The organism is Bartonella sp. W8167 (assembly GCF_016100335.1).
GTDB lineage: Bacteria > Pseudomonadota > Alphaproteobacteria > Rhizobiales > Rhizobiaceae > Bartonella > Bartonella apis.
In genome coordinates, this window is record NZ_JACFSQ010000001.1 from 629515 (window position 1) to 643332 (window position 13818).

The window sequence follows — 13818 nt, forward strand, 5'->3', positions numbered from 1 at the left end:
TTTATTTGCCTACGTGTCGCGTATTCAACAATGAAAGCTATGTGGCAAGGGAATGAAATATCAGTTGCTTAACGGTCCAAAAGCTTTGGTCTTAGGGATGCGATAAATTTTTGAATCAATAAAAACACATATTATCAGTAAGTTATGAGTGTTTGTTATAATTAAATATTAACGATACGAGATCGTCAATAACCGGGATTAAGTACACTTTCAAGATTCTCAAATAAGACCGGTAAAAAAGTTGGGCTTGTTGACGTATTCAATTAGGGTGTGGTTCAATGTTTGTCGGTGTTTTACCGGCGAGATTTTCCACATTGAAACGTCAATGTAGCCTCGCAATATTTTCATATCAAGATAAAGGCCATCGCTTTCGAAAATTATCTAAACAACTGATGATTGACTTTCTCATACCGATAAAACAAACCGAGTAGCTAACTCCGTGTCTGGCAAAAATCGAGCCCTAATTGTTGCATTACAAAAATGGTGGTCAAATTCGGAGTGCTAATTTATTTCAGGATAAGCCGGTTAAACGGGGGACAGGATTGTCACCCCCCGAGATAAGCTGCTTTCACCCGCGGGTCTTTGAGCATAGTTTTGCCTTCACCCTCGAGAATGATTTTACCAACTTCCAGAATATACGCATAGTTGGCGACCGATAATGCAGCAAATGCATTCTGTTCAATAAGCAGCACTGTTTTGCCCATCTCGTTGATTTTCCGGATTATAGAGAAAATTTCCTGAACGAGAATGGGGGCAAGGCCCAAAGACGGCTCGTCAAGCATGACAAGTTCGGGATTGCTCATAAGTGCCCGTCCGACCGCAAGCATCTGCTGTTCGCCGCCCGACATTGTTCCGCCTAATTGTTTCGACCGTTCGCGGAGCCTTGGGAAAAGATCAAAAATCCATTCGATATCCCGCTTGATTCCGTCTTTGTCTTTGCGGATATAAGCACCGAGTTCCAGATTTTCAAAAACGGTCAAATGTGGCATGATACGTCGTCCTTCGGGGCTCAAGGCAATTCCCTTTTTCAGGATTTCTTCAGGCTGTTTTCCGAGGATATTTTCACCTTTATAGATGATTTCACCGGTTACCGATTTGTTGAGCCCCGCGATCGAGCGGACGGTACTGCTTTTTCCTGCGCCATTTGCTCCAATCAATGTGACAATCGAGCCTTCCTTGATAGACATGGATAAGCCTTGTACGGCTTTGATTGCCCCATAATTCACACGAAGGTCGTTAATCTCAAGAATATTCATGAATTTCTCCGCCAAGATAGGCTTCGATAACTTTTTGATTGTTGCGGATTTCGTCCGGAGTTCCATTTGCAATAAGTGCGCCATATTCCAGAACCCAAATGCGGTTACATAGCCCCATGACAACGCGCATATCGTGTTCGATGAGCAGAATAGTAAGTCGGAATTCTTCCCTTATTTTTGAAATAAAGGCGCGTAATTCTTCACTCTCCTGAGGGTTCATACCGGCTGCCGGTTCATCAAGAAGCAACAATTCCGGTTCGGTTGCCAAAGCACGGGCGATTTCCAGACGTCTTTGAGCACCGTAGGGGAGCGCTGTTGCAGGCTGGTCAGCAAGGTCAGCAAGGTGAACTCGATCCAAAAGTTCAAGTGCTTGTTCACGAATGTGTTTTTCTTCTCTCACTGCCGAAGGGATGAATAGAGCGCTAGCAAACCACGGGCTTTTTTGGCGCACATGCGCCCCAACCATGACATTTTGCAAAACGCTCAATCCGGTAAACAAGCGGATGTTTTGGAATGTGCGGGCAATATGACGTTTGCAAACAACATTGGGGTGAAGACCTGAGACTTTTTTGCCGTCAAATGTAATTGTGCCACTTGTCGGGGTGTAAAAGCCCGAAATCATGTTGAAAACGGTGGTTTTACCGGCACCGTTAGGGCCAATGAGGCCGGCGATGCTTCCCCGTTCAATAGCGATGTTGATGTCATTGACTGCCGTTAATCCGCCGAAGCGCATTGTGACATGATCGAGGTTCAATATCGTGTCACTCATGATTGATCTCCGCTCTTTACCTCGGAACGTTTTTTGAAAAAGCGGTAAATTCCATTCCAGGAAAATTCACGTGTGCCGAGCAAGCCGCTTCTCCAAAACAGGATTATGCCCATGAGCAATATCGAAAAAATGACCATTCTAAGCCCCGGAATTCCAGGAATATGAATGAATCCGAAATTAATCGGTTGCTCGACAATGCGTAACCATTCCAGCATCACGGTAATGATGACACTACCAATGATGCTACCGGTAATCGAACCGAGGCCACCGGCAACAACGATCATCAAAATATTGAATGTCAAAAGAAAATTGAACATTTTGGGATCGATTGTTGAAATAAGCGCTGCAGTCAGTGCACCTCCGACGCCGGCGAAAAATGCACCGATTGTGAAAGACAATGACCGGTAGAAAAACGTGTTAACGCCCATAGTTTTTGCAGCAATCTCGTCATCTCGTATTGCGCAAAGAGCGTTTCCTGTGTTGCTTTTTAAAAGCAGCACAATAAAGGCGACAGTGAACGCAAGCCAGCCATAGTTCCACCATAAATTGCCATATTGCGGTATACCTTTTATGCCAAGCGAGCCATTCGTAATCGGCGTCGCATTGGTAATGACAACACGTATAATTTCGGCAAATCCAAGAGTTGCAATGCCAAGGTAATCCCCACCCAGGCGCAAAACCGGTAGGGCAATGACAAGGCCGAGAACAGCAGCGCATATGCCGCCCAAAATAACAGCAAAGAAAAACGGTACTTGCAGATTCTGGAGTGGACCGAACATTGGCTGCAAAATCCACATCATCTGCTTTTGTTCGGGTGATAAAAGCAAGATAGCACAAACATAAGCGCCAATAGCCATAAATCCGGCATGTCCTAAAGAGAACATTCCGGTAAAACCATATATAAGATTGAGTGATACAGCCAGAATCGCATTGATTGCAATGAGGTTCAAAATGCGCACGGTATAAGCATCAAAATGGTTCTGCGCATAAAACAAAAACGCAATAAGGCAGCCGATCGAAATCAGTGAAAGGATAATTTGTGAGGATTTTGACATCAAATTTTTTCCTCGCTTTTCTTACCCATAAGTCCAGTCGGCATGACGAGCAGGATCATGATGAGCATGATAAAAGCAAACGCATCACGGTAGCCGGAAAGTGACGGGAAAAATGCGATGATCATGATTTCTATAAAACCTAAAAGCAATCCTCCAAGCATTGCACCTTCAACAGAACCGATACCACCAATAACTGCGGCAATGAACGCTTTTAACCCGGGAATAACCCCCATATACGGGTTGATTTGAGGGTATCTGAGTGCCCACATGATACCGGCTATTGCAGCAAGGGCAGATCCGAGGCCGAACGTAAATGCAATAATCTTATCTACAGAAACGCCCATCAATCGGGTGGTTTCGATATCGCGAGAAATTGCTCGCATGGCCAAACCCGGTTTGGTTTTATTGATAATCCACAAGAGAAGAACAACAAGCAATAGTGAAACAATGGGAACGATCAGAGCCATTGGAACGATGCGGATGATACCTTGAGCACCTTCTCCAAAATGCCATTGGATAGGAGTTACCAGCAGTTCGGGTTGTTTGACGCTTTTTGGCACGCCAGTGAACAAAACGGTTGCGAGATTCTCGATAAGAAACGACATGCCGATTGCACTGATAAGCGCTGAAATACGCGGGGCATCGCGTAAAGGACGGTAAGCGATACGGTCGACTGCGATACCTCCGGCACTGGTAACAAAGACCGCAAAACAGACGGCAAGTAGCCAGATAGGTGTAAAATCCTGCGGATGAATAAAACTGTAATAGGCAAGTGCCAGAATAAGAATAATGAAAAGTGCTGCCCAATAGGATTTAATGCGTGTTTTAAAGCCGATGAAGACGGAATAATAAACAAGAATAGCGAGTATAATCAGAAGCACTGCCGCCCAGGCAGGCATGAAACTTATAGTAGAGAAAAAAACAAAATAGGCGCCAAGCATAAAAATGTCGCCATGCGCGAAATTGATAAGGCGTAAGATGCCGTAAACCATTGTGTAGCCAATGGCTATCAGACCATAAAGCGCCCCTAACGCCAAAGCATTAAAGAAATGTTGGATGAACATTTCCGTGCTCATGTCTAAGCCTTCCAGATGTCATAGAGGGTTGAGTGGAGAAGCTCCATATATAACTTCAATCATTCGGTCGAGTTTTATTCGGCCGGATGATTGTTTTTTAACAGGTTTTTCGTTTATAGAGCGGGTTTAACCTCACCGAGATAAACGCGTTTTCCATCCTTGATCTCGATAACGCCGATCGGAATTTCAGGATTATGGTTTTTATCCATAGTCATAGCTCCGATCGGTGTTTCGAAGTCTTTGAGCTTTGCAAGTTCGGACGTAATCGCTTCGCGGTCGCCGCTACCGGCTTTCTCAATAGCCTGCATAAACATCATGTAGGCAGTGTAGCCGAGAACCGCATTTACGTTCGGTTCCTTGTTAGGGTAGGTTGCTTTCCAATCCTTGGTGAATTCAGCTGCTGCTTTAGGCATATTCGGCATATTTGCGTCATAAGGGAAAGTTGTGTGAAGAAAACCTTCGGCAGCACTTCCACCGATTGTAACTGTTTCAGGATTATCCATGGCGTCGCCGCCCATAATCCGGAAAGTTGCACCAAGTTCACGAGCCTGTTTCAGGATAATCGCACCTTCAGCAAAGTAAGCCGGAATGAAAAGGACATCCGGTTGTTCGGCGATAATCTGGGTGAGGGCTGCCGAAAAATCCTGGTCACCCGAATTATAATTGAGGTTTGCTACAACTTCGCCGCCAAGTTTTTTGAACGAGGTATCGAAGAAATTTGCAAGGCCGATTGCATAATCGTTGGAAACATCTTTCAGAATGGCCGCTTTTTTGGCGTGTAACGTATTGAAAGCATATGTTGCTGCTCCAGCGCCCTGATAGGGGTCAATAAAGCATGCACGGAAATAATATTTTTTGCCTTGGGTAACGAGCGGGTTGGTTGCAGATGTCGCGATTGCTGGTGTTTTTGCAGGCTCCGAAACTTCGCCACCAGCAAGTGCCAAAGACGAGCCATAAGTTCCGATAATGCCGTTGACTTTATCGGAAGCAGTAAGTCTCATTACAGCGTTTGCAGCTTCTACTTTGTCGGATTTGTTATCAACAACGACAAGTTCGACTTTGTGTCCGAGCACTTCCGGCTTGATTTTGTTGGCTAGCTCGACGCCTTCAAGCTCCAGTTGTCCTCCGAATGCGTTTTGCCCTGTCAGTGGAAGAAATACCCCTATTTTGATAGGGTCTTCGGCGAGAGCACTGAAATTCAGTGCTGTGGCAGCAATCACTGCTGCAATCAATTGCTTGAAAGCCATGTTTGTTTATCCCTCTGTTTTATTATTTATAGTAATTTCATAATATAAACTGACTTACGTTACAAGTTACAGTGACAAAATCCGTTTATATTTTAAACTCACGTCGAGTTTTACCATGTTCCAGTATTCTTCATGGAAACCCATGGTTCTTGCGGTGCAAGTTTCTCGCCTTTTTGTAAGAGCTCGATGGAGATACCGTCTGGTGATTTAATAAATGCCATATGACCGTCGCGGGGCGGCCGATTGATGACGATTCCCTGATCGGCCAAATTTTTACAAGTCTCGTAAATATTGTCGACTTCATAGGCCAAATGCCCGAAATTACGCCCCCCCTGATAGTCTTCCTTGTCCCAGTTATAAGTAAGTTCAAGTTCCGGAGAGTGGTGAGAATGAGCCGTATTTACATCTTCAGCGGCTGCCAGATAGATTAGTGTAAAACGTCCTTTTTCATTTTCTATCCTCCGTGTTTCCTCAAGGCCGAAAATATCGCAGTAGAAATGGAGTGATTGTTCGAGGTCTTTGACGCGAACCATTGTGTGTAGATAACGCATATTTTTCTCACTTTCTTTGATTTTCAAGTTTTACCGGTTTTTGCAACCAAAGTGAATATCATGACTGACATTCATCGCAATCGGGGGTAAAAAACGAAACCAGGTGATTTTCTTTATGCAGGCGTCGACAATTTGGGGAAATCCTGTTCTCGGGGCTTGCGTCGCAATGAGTGAACAATATTTACTGGAGTTCAAGAGAATCATTCGTGATTAGAAGATATTGACAGGACTGTGAGAATTATGGCGAGCGATGATTTAGAGGAAGGCTGCCTTCCATCTCAAGATAGTTCTGAAACAGCAGCAACAGATGTTGCCGAAGTGAGTGGCACCATCAAATGGTTCGATGTTAGCAAGGGTTATGGTTTCATCGTGCCGGATATTGCCGGTGTTCCGGATATCCTCCTCCATGTAACTGTGATGAGACGTGACGGTTTTCACACTGCACTGGAAGGTGCACGCATTGTATGTCTGGTCAAAAAAGGTGAGCGGGGGCTGCAGTGCATCCAGGTCAAATCAATTGACCTTTCTACAGCGGTACATCCATCAGAATTACCGGCTCGCACGCATGTGGTTGTAAAAGCCGAAAGCGGTTTGGAACGCGCAATTGTCAAATGGTTCAATCGCGAGAAGGGGTTCGGCTTTCTCACCCGCGGCGAGGGGACTGAAGATATATTTATCCATATGGAAACGCTCCGTCGTTTCGGTCTTGCGGAATTGCGTCCGGGGCAGGTTGTTCTGGTTCGTTTCGGGCGAGGTGAAAAAGGTCTGATGGCCGCGGAAATCCATCCCGACATTGCGATACCTTTTCCAACACATTAAACAATCTTTTCTATTTTTCGTTTTGCGACGAGTTGTTGCCGGTTACTGTCAGACTGTTTACCGTTTAAGCCCAGTTGGAAGTAGGCTAATGATGAAGAGGTTTTTTGTCGGACTTATATTTCTGATATTTGGTCTAAGTTCGAACGCTTATTCGGAAGAACCCATGCGGTTACCGGTTGATCCGGCGCCCCTCGTTATCATCACCGGGACTGGTAAAATTTCTTATGATGTAGAGGTTGCAAAAACACCTCAACAAAATGAATCGGGTTTGATGTATCGGACCGATTTTCCGGCTAACCGTGCCATGTTGTTTGTTTTTCCCGAAAAACGTATCGTGACAATGTGGATGGCCAACACACCTCTTCCTCTTGATATGTTGTTTCTGGACGAAAACGGCATAATTGAATCCATTACCCAAAACACCATACCTTACTCAACTAAAATTGTATCTTCACACGTGTTCGCAGCCTTTACAATCGAAGTGAATGCTGGTGACGTGCAAAAAAACAGGATCAAAGTTGGCGACAGGGTGTTTCATCCTGCGATATGTGGTGGATGTAAGGTGGATTAAAAATGAATGCAGAGGACGTTCAATATTTCAATCATGAGGGGTTCAAACTGGCCTATCGGGAAGAAGGAGAAGGAGATCCCGTCTTATTAATCCACGGTTTTGCGTCCTCATCCTATGTAAATTGGTATGCACCGGGGTGGTTTCGTGCATTGAACGAAGCCGGATATCGTGTAATTGCCATTGATAATCGCGGCCATGGTTTTTCTGATAAAAGTCATGACCCAAAGGTTTATACGCCCCAGGCAATGGCAGGAGATGCGGTTGCGTTGCTTGACCATCTCGGTATTAAAAAAGCCCAGATTATGGGTTATTCAATGGGAGCCAGAATAACTGCCTATATGTCGATCCTATATCCGGATTATGTCAATAGCGCGATATTCGGAGGATTGGGAATCGGTATGGTTACGGGCGCAGGTAATTGGGAGCCGGTTGCTGAAGCGCTTCTTGCCGACGATGTTTCGAAAATTACCAATAAACGCGGTTTGATGTTCAGAACCTTTGCCGACAGAACAAAAAGCGACCGTAAGGCACTTGCAGCATGTGTCATTACATCGAAACAGGAGTTGACGGCAGCTCAGGTTCATTCAATAAAACAACCTGCCTTGGTTGCCGTTGGTACATTGGATGAAATATCTGGTGATGCCGAGCCGCTCGTGGCTTTGTTACCACATGGTGAAGCATTGATCATTCCGAATCGTGATCATATGCTGGCTGTTGGCGATCCGGTCTATAAAAAAGGTGTTATCAGCTTTCTTGCAAAGCATCCGATTAGTCTACCTTGATCGCATTTATGCAACGGATGGTGTCGATCTCGGATTTTCCATCCTGAATACAGGGAAAGGGAATAAAATTGCCGTGCTGTGAACAAAAGGGTGAGGCTATCGACGCTGGCTTGCTTCTTGAAAGTCTCAAGCAAGAAGCAATGGAAGCACAGGAACAGGATCCTGCATTGAGTGTATTTTTCCAGCACGCAATTCTTGATCATCAAAGCCTTTCCGAAATGATTGCCGGTCGCGTGGCAGCAAGGCTCTGGACGAGGGAACTCAACGAAGAGATACTCAATCAAATCTTTAACGAACAGATTGGCGGTATAAAGGATCTGGAAGAAATTATTGCCCGCGATATATCTGCGGTTTTTCATCGTGATCCGGCATGTAACCGGTTCATTGAGCCGGTACTCTATCTGAAAGGTTTTTTGGCAATCCAGTCCCACCGTTTTGCCCATAATTTGTGGCTTATAGGCAGAAAAGACCTTGCCTTATTTTTGCAAGGGCGTTCATCCAGTATTTTTCAAACGGATATTCATCCGGCAGCCCGGCTTGGGAAAGGTATTTTCCTTGATCATGCGACAGGATTTGTTGTCGGTGAAACTGCTGTTGTTGGTGATAACGTCTCCATATTGCAGGATGTTACGTTAGGTGGGACAGGTAAAGAATCGGGCGATCGGCACCCCAAGATTGGTCATGGGGTGCTAATTGGCGCCGGTGCCAAAGTGCTTGGCAACATAACGGTCGGCGATTGTGCAAAGATTGCAGCTTGTTCGGTTGTGCTGAAACCGGTTGAAGCTTATACTACTGTTGCCGGTGTTCCTGCGAAAGTGGTTGGAAAGATAGAAGATCGAGAGCCGGCATTAAGCATGGATCAATCAATTAATGAGTGAAATAACGAGCCGACATCTTTACAGAAGTCGGGTCCTGCCTTATCTGGCAGTCTGTTTAACCGTTGCAATTTTAGGAGAACGCTGTGAAGCCGGACGAAATCAAGAAACTTGATGGCTACTTTAAGCGCAAATTTCAAAACCAGTCACTGCACGTAAAACCAAGACCACGTAAGGATGATTCTTGCGAGGTTTACCTTGATGATGAATTTCTCGGGGTCATTTATCGCGACGAGGATGAAGGAGAATTGTCATATAATTTCTCGATGGCAATTCTTGATATCGACCTTGACGAATAGTCGATAGTCTTAACCTTTGTTTTTACGATTAAATTTCCGGTTGTGACTGGAAGGGTCGCTAAACTATTTAACGGCCTTTTGTATTCTCTGCCCGATGTAATCTTTTTACCCGGGCTAAAGCAACTTTTGTGCCCTGAAGCTCGTATATCCGTTACGGGCTATGATGATATGGTCGTGAACAGTAATTCCCAAAGCGTTGGCAACATCTTTGACCACATGTGTCATTGAAATATCTTCGCGCGACGGCGTTGGATCTCCTGAAGGGTGGTTGTGGACGAGGATAAGTGCGCTGGCAGAAAGCTGCAAAGCACGTTTCACTACTTCCCTTGGATAGACCGGCGTGTGATCTACCGTACCGACTTGCTGGATTTCATCCGCAATAAGGCCGTTTTTTTTATCCAGAAAAAGTACACGGAATTGTTCGCGTGTTTCTTGCGCAAGGGCTGCTTTACAGTAAGCTAAAACTTTGTCCCAAGACGAAAAAACATCACGTTTGTGAAGTTCTGCACGGTTTACACGTTCGCTGATACCCGCAAGGATCTTAAGGTCGCGCGCCACAGCGGGACCACACCCTTGAACCTCTTGCAGAAGATTGATATCTGCGCCGAGCACATCGGCAAGATTGCCAAAGCGGTTTAGCAACGCTTTGGCCAAAGGTTTTGTGTCGGCACGAGGGATAGAGCGGAACAATAAAAGTTCCAGATATTCATAATCAGGAAAACCAACGCCTTTCGTATCGAAATAACGTTGCCTCAAGCGTTCCCGATGTCCCTTTGTGTCAGCAGATGTGTTTTGTTTACTAGCTGACCGGTTCCCTCTTATTGTTTTCGCTTTATCCTGATGGGAACCGGATAATAAAGCCGCCATCATTTTTTCGGCAAATTCATTTTTATCCGTATTTTTTCCCATGATGGAGGCGCCTTTTTATGCTCCGGTTACCGGCACATAAAAAGTGTTGTTTTGCGAAAGTGTGAATATCTCGCAACCATTTTTTGTAATAGCCATTGTGTGCTCATATTGCGCCGATAGTGAACGGTCTCTCGTCACAGCAGTCCATCCATCATTGAGTATTTTGACCCCCGGTTTTCCGAGATTGATCATGGGCTCGATTGTAAACATCATTCCCTCGCGCAATTCCGGTCCTTCACCGGGCTTTCCATAGTGGAGGATGTTGGGAGCATCATGGAATATAAGACCAACGCCGTGGCCGCAAAAATCACGTACAACAGAACAACGTTCCGATTCCGCGTAACGCTGGATTGCAGCACCAATATCACCGACCGTGGCGCCAGGTTTAACTGCGGCGATGCCACGCATAAGAGATTCATGTGTGACTTCGAGTAAACGTTCGGAAGCTCTTTTTAACGGGCCTACCGGATACATACGGCTGGTATCGCCGTGCCAGCCATCTTTAATGAATGTAACATCGACATTGACAATATCACCGGCATGAAGCTGTTTATTTTCCGGAATTCCGTGACAGACAACGTGATTGATCGATGTGCAACATGATTTGGTATAACCGCGATAGTTGAGGTCTGCGGGCAGGGCATCCCGATCTGCCCCATAAGCAAAAACGAAGTCGTCAATTTCCTGAGTCGTCACGCCGGGTTTGATAATATCGACCAATGCATCAAGACATTCTGCCGCTATCCGGCCGATTTTGCGCATTCCCACAAAAGCTTCTTCATCGTAAATACGAATTTGTCCGGTGTATTTTACCGGTGCATCTTTATAATTGACGTAACTAACCATTTGCCTAACTGTTTCTATCCTTTGACATCGACCATACGTGTCACAAATTTACGTATCCGGAATATCGAGTTAATATTCCATTGGCCAATTTTCAGCTCTCGCTTCCAACGGAACCAATGTAGTGTGAATTCCTGAAGAAGGCACATTCAAATTATCATCTTCCCATTGAATCACAAAGAGCATAGCCGGTGATGAAGCTGATTGCACGATATTTATAAGTGAGAATTATGAATTGAACGCAGAATAACGTATTTTTGACCGGCACGGGATTTCGTCTGTCTACAGATATTTTTTCAATATGAACTTGAAATACCGTTTTTGGATTCAACGACCAGCCGACAAAAGATCAAGAGATCAGATATTCAGAGGAAACGCAATTATATTCAGGCAACAGAAACTGATCAAAATCGAACTAAATTGGAAACCGTTTGTAGCAAAACGTATTATTATGCCGCGATAACCGGCTTTTGGATGGGGAGGAAATTTATGCGAACCCGATTTTGGCTGTATTGTTCTATAAAATAAAGCTCATGTTAAGGCTCTTAATGAAAACATGGTATAAAGCTGCGGGATACCAAACTGATCAGCAAAGTCGAGAGCTTGGAAACAGGAAGCTGCTTCAACGTTGAGGGGAGAAATAGTCAGCCAAATCAGAGCGCAGCTAAAAGATCGCTGATTGTCATATTTGCACAAAAAACCATAATCGTCGTGACAATTGCGACCGCCATAAGAGTAATTGTGGTCTTAAGTTCAATATTCATTTTCCGTGAACCCCCTTCAGCAACAGGCTTTACGACGTTTATATCAATCGCAAAGATGACCGGATTTAGGCATGAAAAAGGCAATTTCAGGTTCTTTTTGAAATTAAAGTTAATGTTTGGTTGAGGTTCCTTGAAAGACGCACTAAAAGGCATCAAAACCAGAGAAGTGAATAAAATGGCTGGAACAGATAGAAAAAGAGAAAATATGACAGGTGGCCCCGTCATCGTATTGGTCGAGCCACAATTGCCGGAAAATATCGGTATGGTAGCACGTGCAATGGCCAATTTCGGTTTGTCGGAACTGCGCCTTGTTCATCCACGCGAAGAATTCCCGAACGATAAAGCTATCGCAACCGCTAGCAAAGCCGATCACATAATTAATGGCGCACGCGTTTATGATACGTTGAGAGAGGCCATTTCGGATATCAATTTTGTCTTTGCCACGACAGCTCGAGAGCGTGACGGTTTCAAACCGGTAAGAAGTGCAGTAGAAGCTGCAGAAACGTTAAGAATAAAAGAATCGTCGGGAGAGCGGACAGCTATACTTTTCGGTCGCGAAAGGTGGGGGCTGAATAATGAAGAAATCAGTTTGTCGGATGAAATTGTGACTTTTCCTGTTAATCCTGCATTTGCTTCTCTCAATATTGCACAAGCGGTCTTGCTTATGTCTTACGAATGGATGAAATCCGGTCTCGAAAAACAAACCGATACAGCTTTTCGTAACGAAGAGATGGAACCGGCGCATAAAGCCACCCTTTATGGCCTTTTTGATCAATTGGAAGAGGCGTTGGATATTCGCGGGTATTTTCGCCCGAAAGAACGCAAGGAAATCATGGCAGAGAACTTACGGTCAGTTTTGACACGTGCAGCGTTTAGCGAGCCGGAAGTTCGACTGTTGCGTGGCGTAGTTGCGTCGCTGGACCATTTTTCACCGAAATTGCCACGCGGTGCCGGGTCGCCTGATCACCGTAAACGTGCGAAGGATATTGATAAAAAAGATGAGTGAACACCCTATACTGTTTTTTGACAGTGGCATCGGCGGTCTTACGGTTTTACGTGAGACTCGTATTTTTATTCCCGATCGCAAATTTATCTATATAGCTGACGACGCAGCTTTTCCCTACGGAAATTGGGAAGAAGATGCACTTAAAGCCCATATTATCGAACTATTTGCGAAACTGCTTGACCTTTATCATCCTGTTTTGTGCATTGTTGCATGCAATACGGCATCAACATTGGTTTTAAAGGATTTGCGCCGTGCTCATCCTGATGTTCCTTTTATCGGGACAGTTCCTGCAATCAAACCGGCTGCCGAGCAGACCCGTTCGGGTTTGATATCGGTGTTGGCGACGCCTGGAACTGTCAAACGCGCCTATACGCATGACCTTATTTCGTCTTTTGCATCGAAATGTCATGTCCGACTGGTTGGAAGTGCCAAACTTGCGGGCTTTGCAGAAGATTATTTAAGAAGGAAGCCGGTTGATCGCGCTTCTCTGAAGGAAGAGATAGCGCCGTGCTTTGTAGAAAAAGATGGTCATCATACAGACATTGTTGTACTTGCCTGCACCCATTATCCGTTTCTGGTCAATTTGTTCCGAAAAAACGCTAAGTGGCCGGTTGACTGGATCGATCCGGCAGAAGCAGTAGCAAAACGTGCATTATCTTTGTTACCGGATGCCGATCAGGTCCAAACTCTTACCGAACATCTGGATCTTGCACACTTTACTTCGGGCAGAACCGATTATGCGACCAACAGATTACTTCACGGATTCGGTTTGCGTTTGACGCCGCTTGGTCAAGAGTGACCATCGACTTTTAGAATCGGGCTAGCGCACAGTTTTGTGCCGCGTTGAATGGAGGGATAAAGCACAAGATCGTATCCGTTAGGACTGGCTCCGTTAACATTGAAGAGGAAGCAAGCAGGGCCCAATAGAGATCGCAGCTAATTCAGGTTAGCAGGTAAAACGGTTTTGAATGTTTCAACCTGCATTCAGGCACACGC

The 13818-nt window shown here is 45.1% G+C and carries 15 protein-coding genes; 7 read left to right on the top strand and 8 right to left on the bottom strand.

The features are described 5' to 3' along the window. Positions 1-545: 545 nt before the first annotated feature. The 6 genes from H3V12_RS02500 to H3V12_RS02525 all read right to left on the bottom strand — a co-directional run bounded on the left by H3V12_RS02500 (position 546) and on the right by H3V12_RS02525 (position 5954). Entirely contained in the window at positions 546-1256 is a 711-nt protein-coding gene (locus H3V12_RS02500; RefSeq protein WP_198212573.1) for an ABC transporter ATP-binding protein, read from the bottom strand. Beyond that, on the bottom strand, positions 1243-2025 hold the full coding sequence (locus tag H3V12_RS02505) for an ABC transporter ATP-binding protein (RefSeq protein ID WP_075870571.1): 783 nt from the start codon (positions 2023-2025) through the stop codon (positions 1243-1245). Before H3V12_RS02505 ends, H3V12_RS02500 begins: the two co-directional genes overlap by 14 nt. Further along, a complete protein-coding gene (locus tag H3V12_RS02510) occupies positions 2022-3080 on the bottom strand; it encodes a branched-chain amino acid ABC transporter permease (RefSeq protein ID WP_075870572.1) in 1059 nt (352 codons plus the stop codon). The genes H3V12_RS02505 and H3V12_RS02510 overlap by 4 nt, the downstream gene beginning before the upstream one ends. Then, positions 3080-4156, bottom strand: coding sequence for a branched-chain amino acid ABC transporter permease (locus H3V12_RS02515; protein ID WP_075870573.1), 1077 nt, complete (start codon positions 4154-4156; stop codon positions 3080-3082). Before H3V12_RS02515 ends, H3V12_RS02510 begins: the two co-directional genes overlap by 1 nt. Before the next feature lie 113 nt (positions 4157-4269). Next, on the bottom strand, positions 4270-5403 hold the full coding sequence (locus H3V12_RS02520) for an ABC transporter substrate-binding protein (RefSeq protein WP_198212575.1): 1134 nt from the start codon (positions 5401-5403) through the stop codon (positions 4270-4272). 110 nt (positions 5404-5513) lie between these two features. Then, entirely contained in the window at positions 5514-5954 is a 441-nt protein-coding gene (locus tag H3V12_RS02525) for a VOC family protein (RefSeq protein ID WP_198212577.1), read from the bottom strand. Between the two features lie 240 nt (positions 5955-6194). Between H3V12_RS02525 and H3V12_RS02530 the strand changes: the two genes are divergently transcribed. From H3V12_RS02530 to H3V12_RS02550, 5 genes are all read left to right on the top strand, one after another. Further along, positions 6195-6773: a cold-shock protein gene (locus H3V12_RS02530; protein WP_075870576.1), complete on the top strand. Its 579-nt coding sequence runs from the start codon at positions 6195-6197 to the stop codon at positions 6771-6773. A gap of 88 nt (positions 6774-6861) precedes the next feature. Continuing rightward, positions 6862-7344 carry a DUF192 domain-containing protein gene (locus H3V12_RS02535; RefSeq protein ID WP_075870577.1) on the top strand — a complete coding sequence of 161 codons (483 nt, stop codon included), beginning with the start codon at positions 6862-6864 and terminating at the stop codon, positions 7342-7344. A gap of 2 nt (positions 7345-7346) precedes the next feature. Continuing rightward, on the top strand, positions 7347-8126 hold the full coding sequence (locus H3V12_RS02540; protein ID WP_198212579.1) for an alpha/beta hydrolase: 780 nt from the start codon (positions 7347-7349) through the stop codon (positions 8124-8126). A 68-nt stretch (positions 8127-8194) separates the two neighbouring features. Beyond that, a complete protein-coding gene (cysE, locus tag H3V12_RS02545; protein ID WP_246787471.1) occupies positions 8195-9004 on the top strand; it encodes a serine O-acetyltransferase in 810 nt (269 codons plus the stop codon). Positions 9005-9087: 83 nt separating this feature from the next. Continuing rightward, positions 9088-9300 (top strand): DUF3126 family protein, encoded by a 213-nt coding sequence (locus H3V12_RS02550; RefSeq protein ID WP_075870580.1) that lies wholly within the window; start codon positions 9088-9090, stop codon positions 9298-9300. Positions 9301-9414: 114 nt separating this feature from the next. Here H3V12_RS02550 and radC read toward each other — a convergent pair whose 3' ends face one another. Next, positions 9415-10209, bottom strand: coding sequence for a DNA repair protein RadC (gene radC / locus H3V12_RS02555; RefSeq protein ID WP_198212581.1), 795 nt, complete (start codon positions 10207-10209; stop codon positions 9415-9417). A 15-nt stretch (positions 10210-10224) separates the two neighbouring features. Further along, positions 10225-11055, bottom strand: a complete 831-nt coding sequence (gene map / locus H3V12_RS02560) for a type I methionyl aminopeptidase (protein WP_198212583.1) — start codon at positions 11053-11055, stop codon at positions 10225-10227. A 936-nt stretch (positions 11056-11991) separates the two neighbouring features. On the opposite strand from map, the gene H3V12_RS02565 reads away from it, so the two are divergent. Further along, the gene (locus H3V12_RS02565; RefSeq protein ID WP_198212585.1) at positions 11992-12822 is read left to right on the top strand and encodes an RNA methyltransferase; all 831 of its coding nucleotides are present in this window, start codon (positions 11992-11994) and stop codon (positions 12820-12822) included. Next, positions 12815-13621, top strand: a complete 807-nt coding sequence (murI, locus tag H3V12_RS02570; RefSeq protein ID WP_198212587.1) for a glutamate racemase — start codon at positions 12815-12817, stop codon at positions 13619-13621. The genes H3V12_RS02565 and murI overlap by 8 nt, the downstream gene beginning before the upstream one ends. The last annotated feature ends 197 nt before the right edge of the window (positions 13622-13818 follow it).

Bases quoted from the DNA above. Each gene is read 5' to 3' on its own strand.
- radC (WP_198212581.1), bottom strand. From the start codon at position 10,209: ATGGGAAAAAATACGGATAAAAATGAATTTGCCGAAAAAATGATGGCG.
- H3V12_RS02565 (WP_198212585.1), top strand. From the start codon at position 11,992: ATGGCTGGAACAGATAGAAAAAGAGAAAATATGACAGGTGGCCCCGTC.
- H3V12_RS02535 (WP_075870577.1), top strand. From the start codon at position 6,862: ATGATGAAGAGGTTTTTTGTCGGACTTATATTTCTGATATTTGGTCTA.
- H3V12_RS02500 (WP_198212573.1), bottom strand. From the start codon at position 1,256: ATGAATATTCTTGAGATTAACGACCTTCGTGTGAATTATGGGGCAATC.
- H3V12_RS02540 (WP_198212579.1), top strand. From the start codon at position 7,347: ATGAATGCAGAGGACGTTCAATATTTCAATCATGAGGGGTTCAAACTG.
- murI (WP_198212587.1), top strand. From the start codon at position 12,815: ATGAGTGAACACCCTATACTGTTTTTTGACAGTGGCATCGGCGGTCTT.
- H3V12_RS02505 (WP_075870571.1), bottom strand. From the start codon at position 2,025: ATGAGTGACACGATATTGAACCTCGATCATGTCACAATGCGCTTCGGC.
- H3V12_RS02525 (WP_198212577.1), bottom strand. From the start codon at position 5,954: ATGCGTTATCTACACACAATGGTTCGCGTCAAAGACCTCGAACAATCA.
- H3V12_RS02530 (WP_075870576.1), top strand. From the start codon at position 6,195: ATGGCGAGCGATGATTTAGAGGAAGGCTGCCTTCCATCTCAAGATAGT.
- H3V12_RS02520 (WP_198212575.1), bottom strand. From the start codon at position 5,403: ATGGCTTTCAAGCAATTGATTGCAGCAGTGATTGCTGCCACAGCACTG.
- map (WP_198212583.1), bottom strand. From the start codon at position 11,055: ATGGTTAGTTACGTCAATTATAAAGATGCACCGGTAAAATACACCGGA.
- H3V12_RS02510 (WP_075870572.1), bottom strand. From the start codon at position 3,080: ATGTCAAAATCCTCACAAATTATCCTTTCACTGATTTCGATCGGCTGC.
- H3V12_RS02515 (WP_075870573.1), bottom strand. From the start codon at position 4,156: ATGAGCACGGAAATGTTCATCCAACATTTCTTTAATGCTTTGGCGTTA.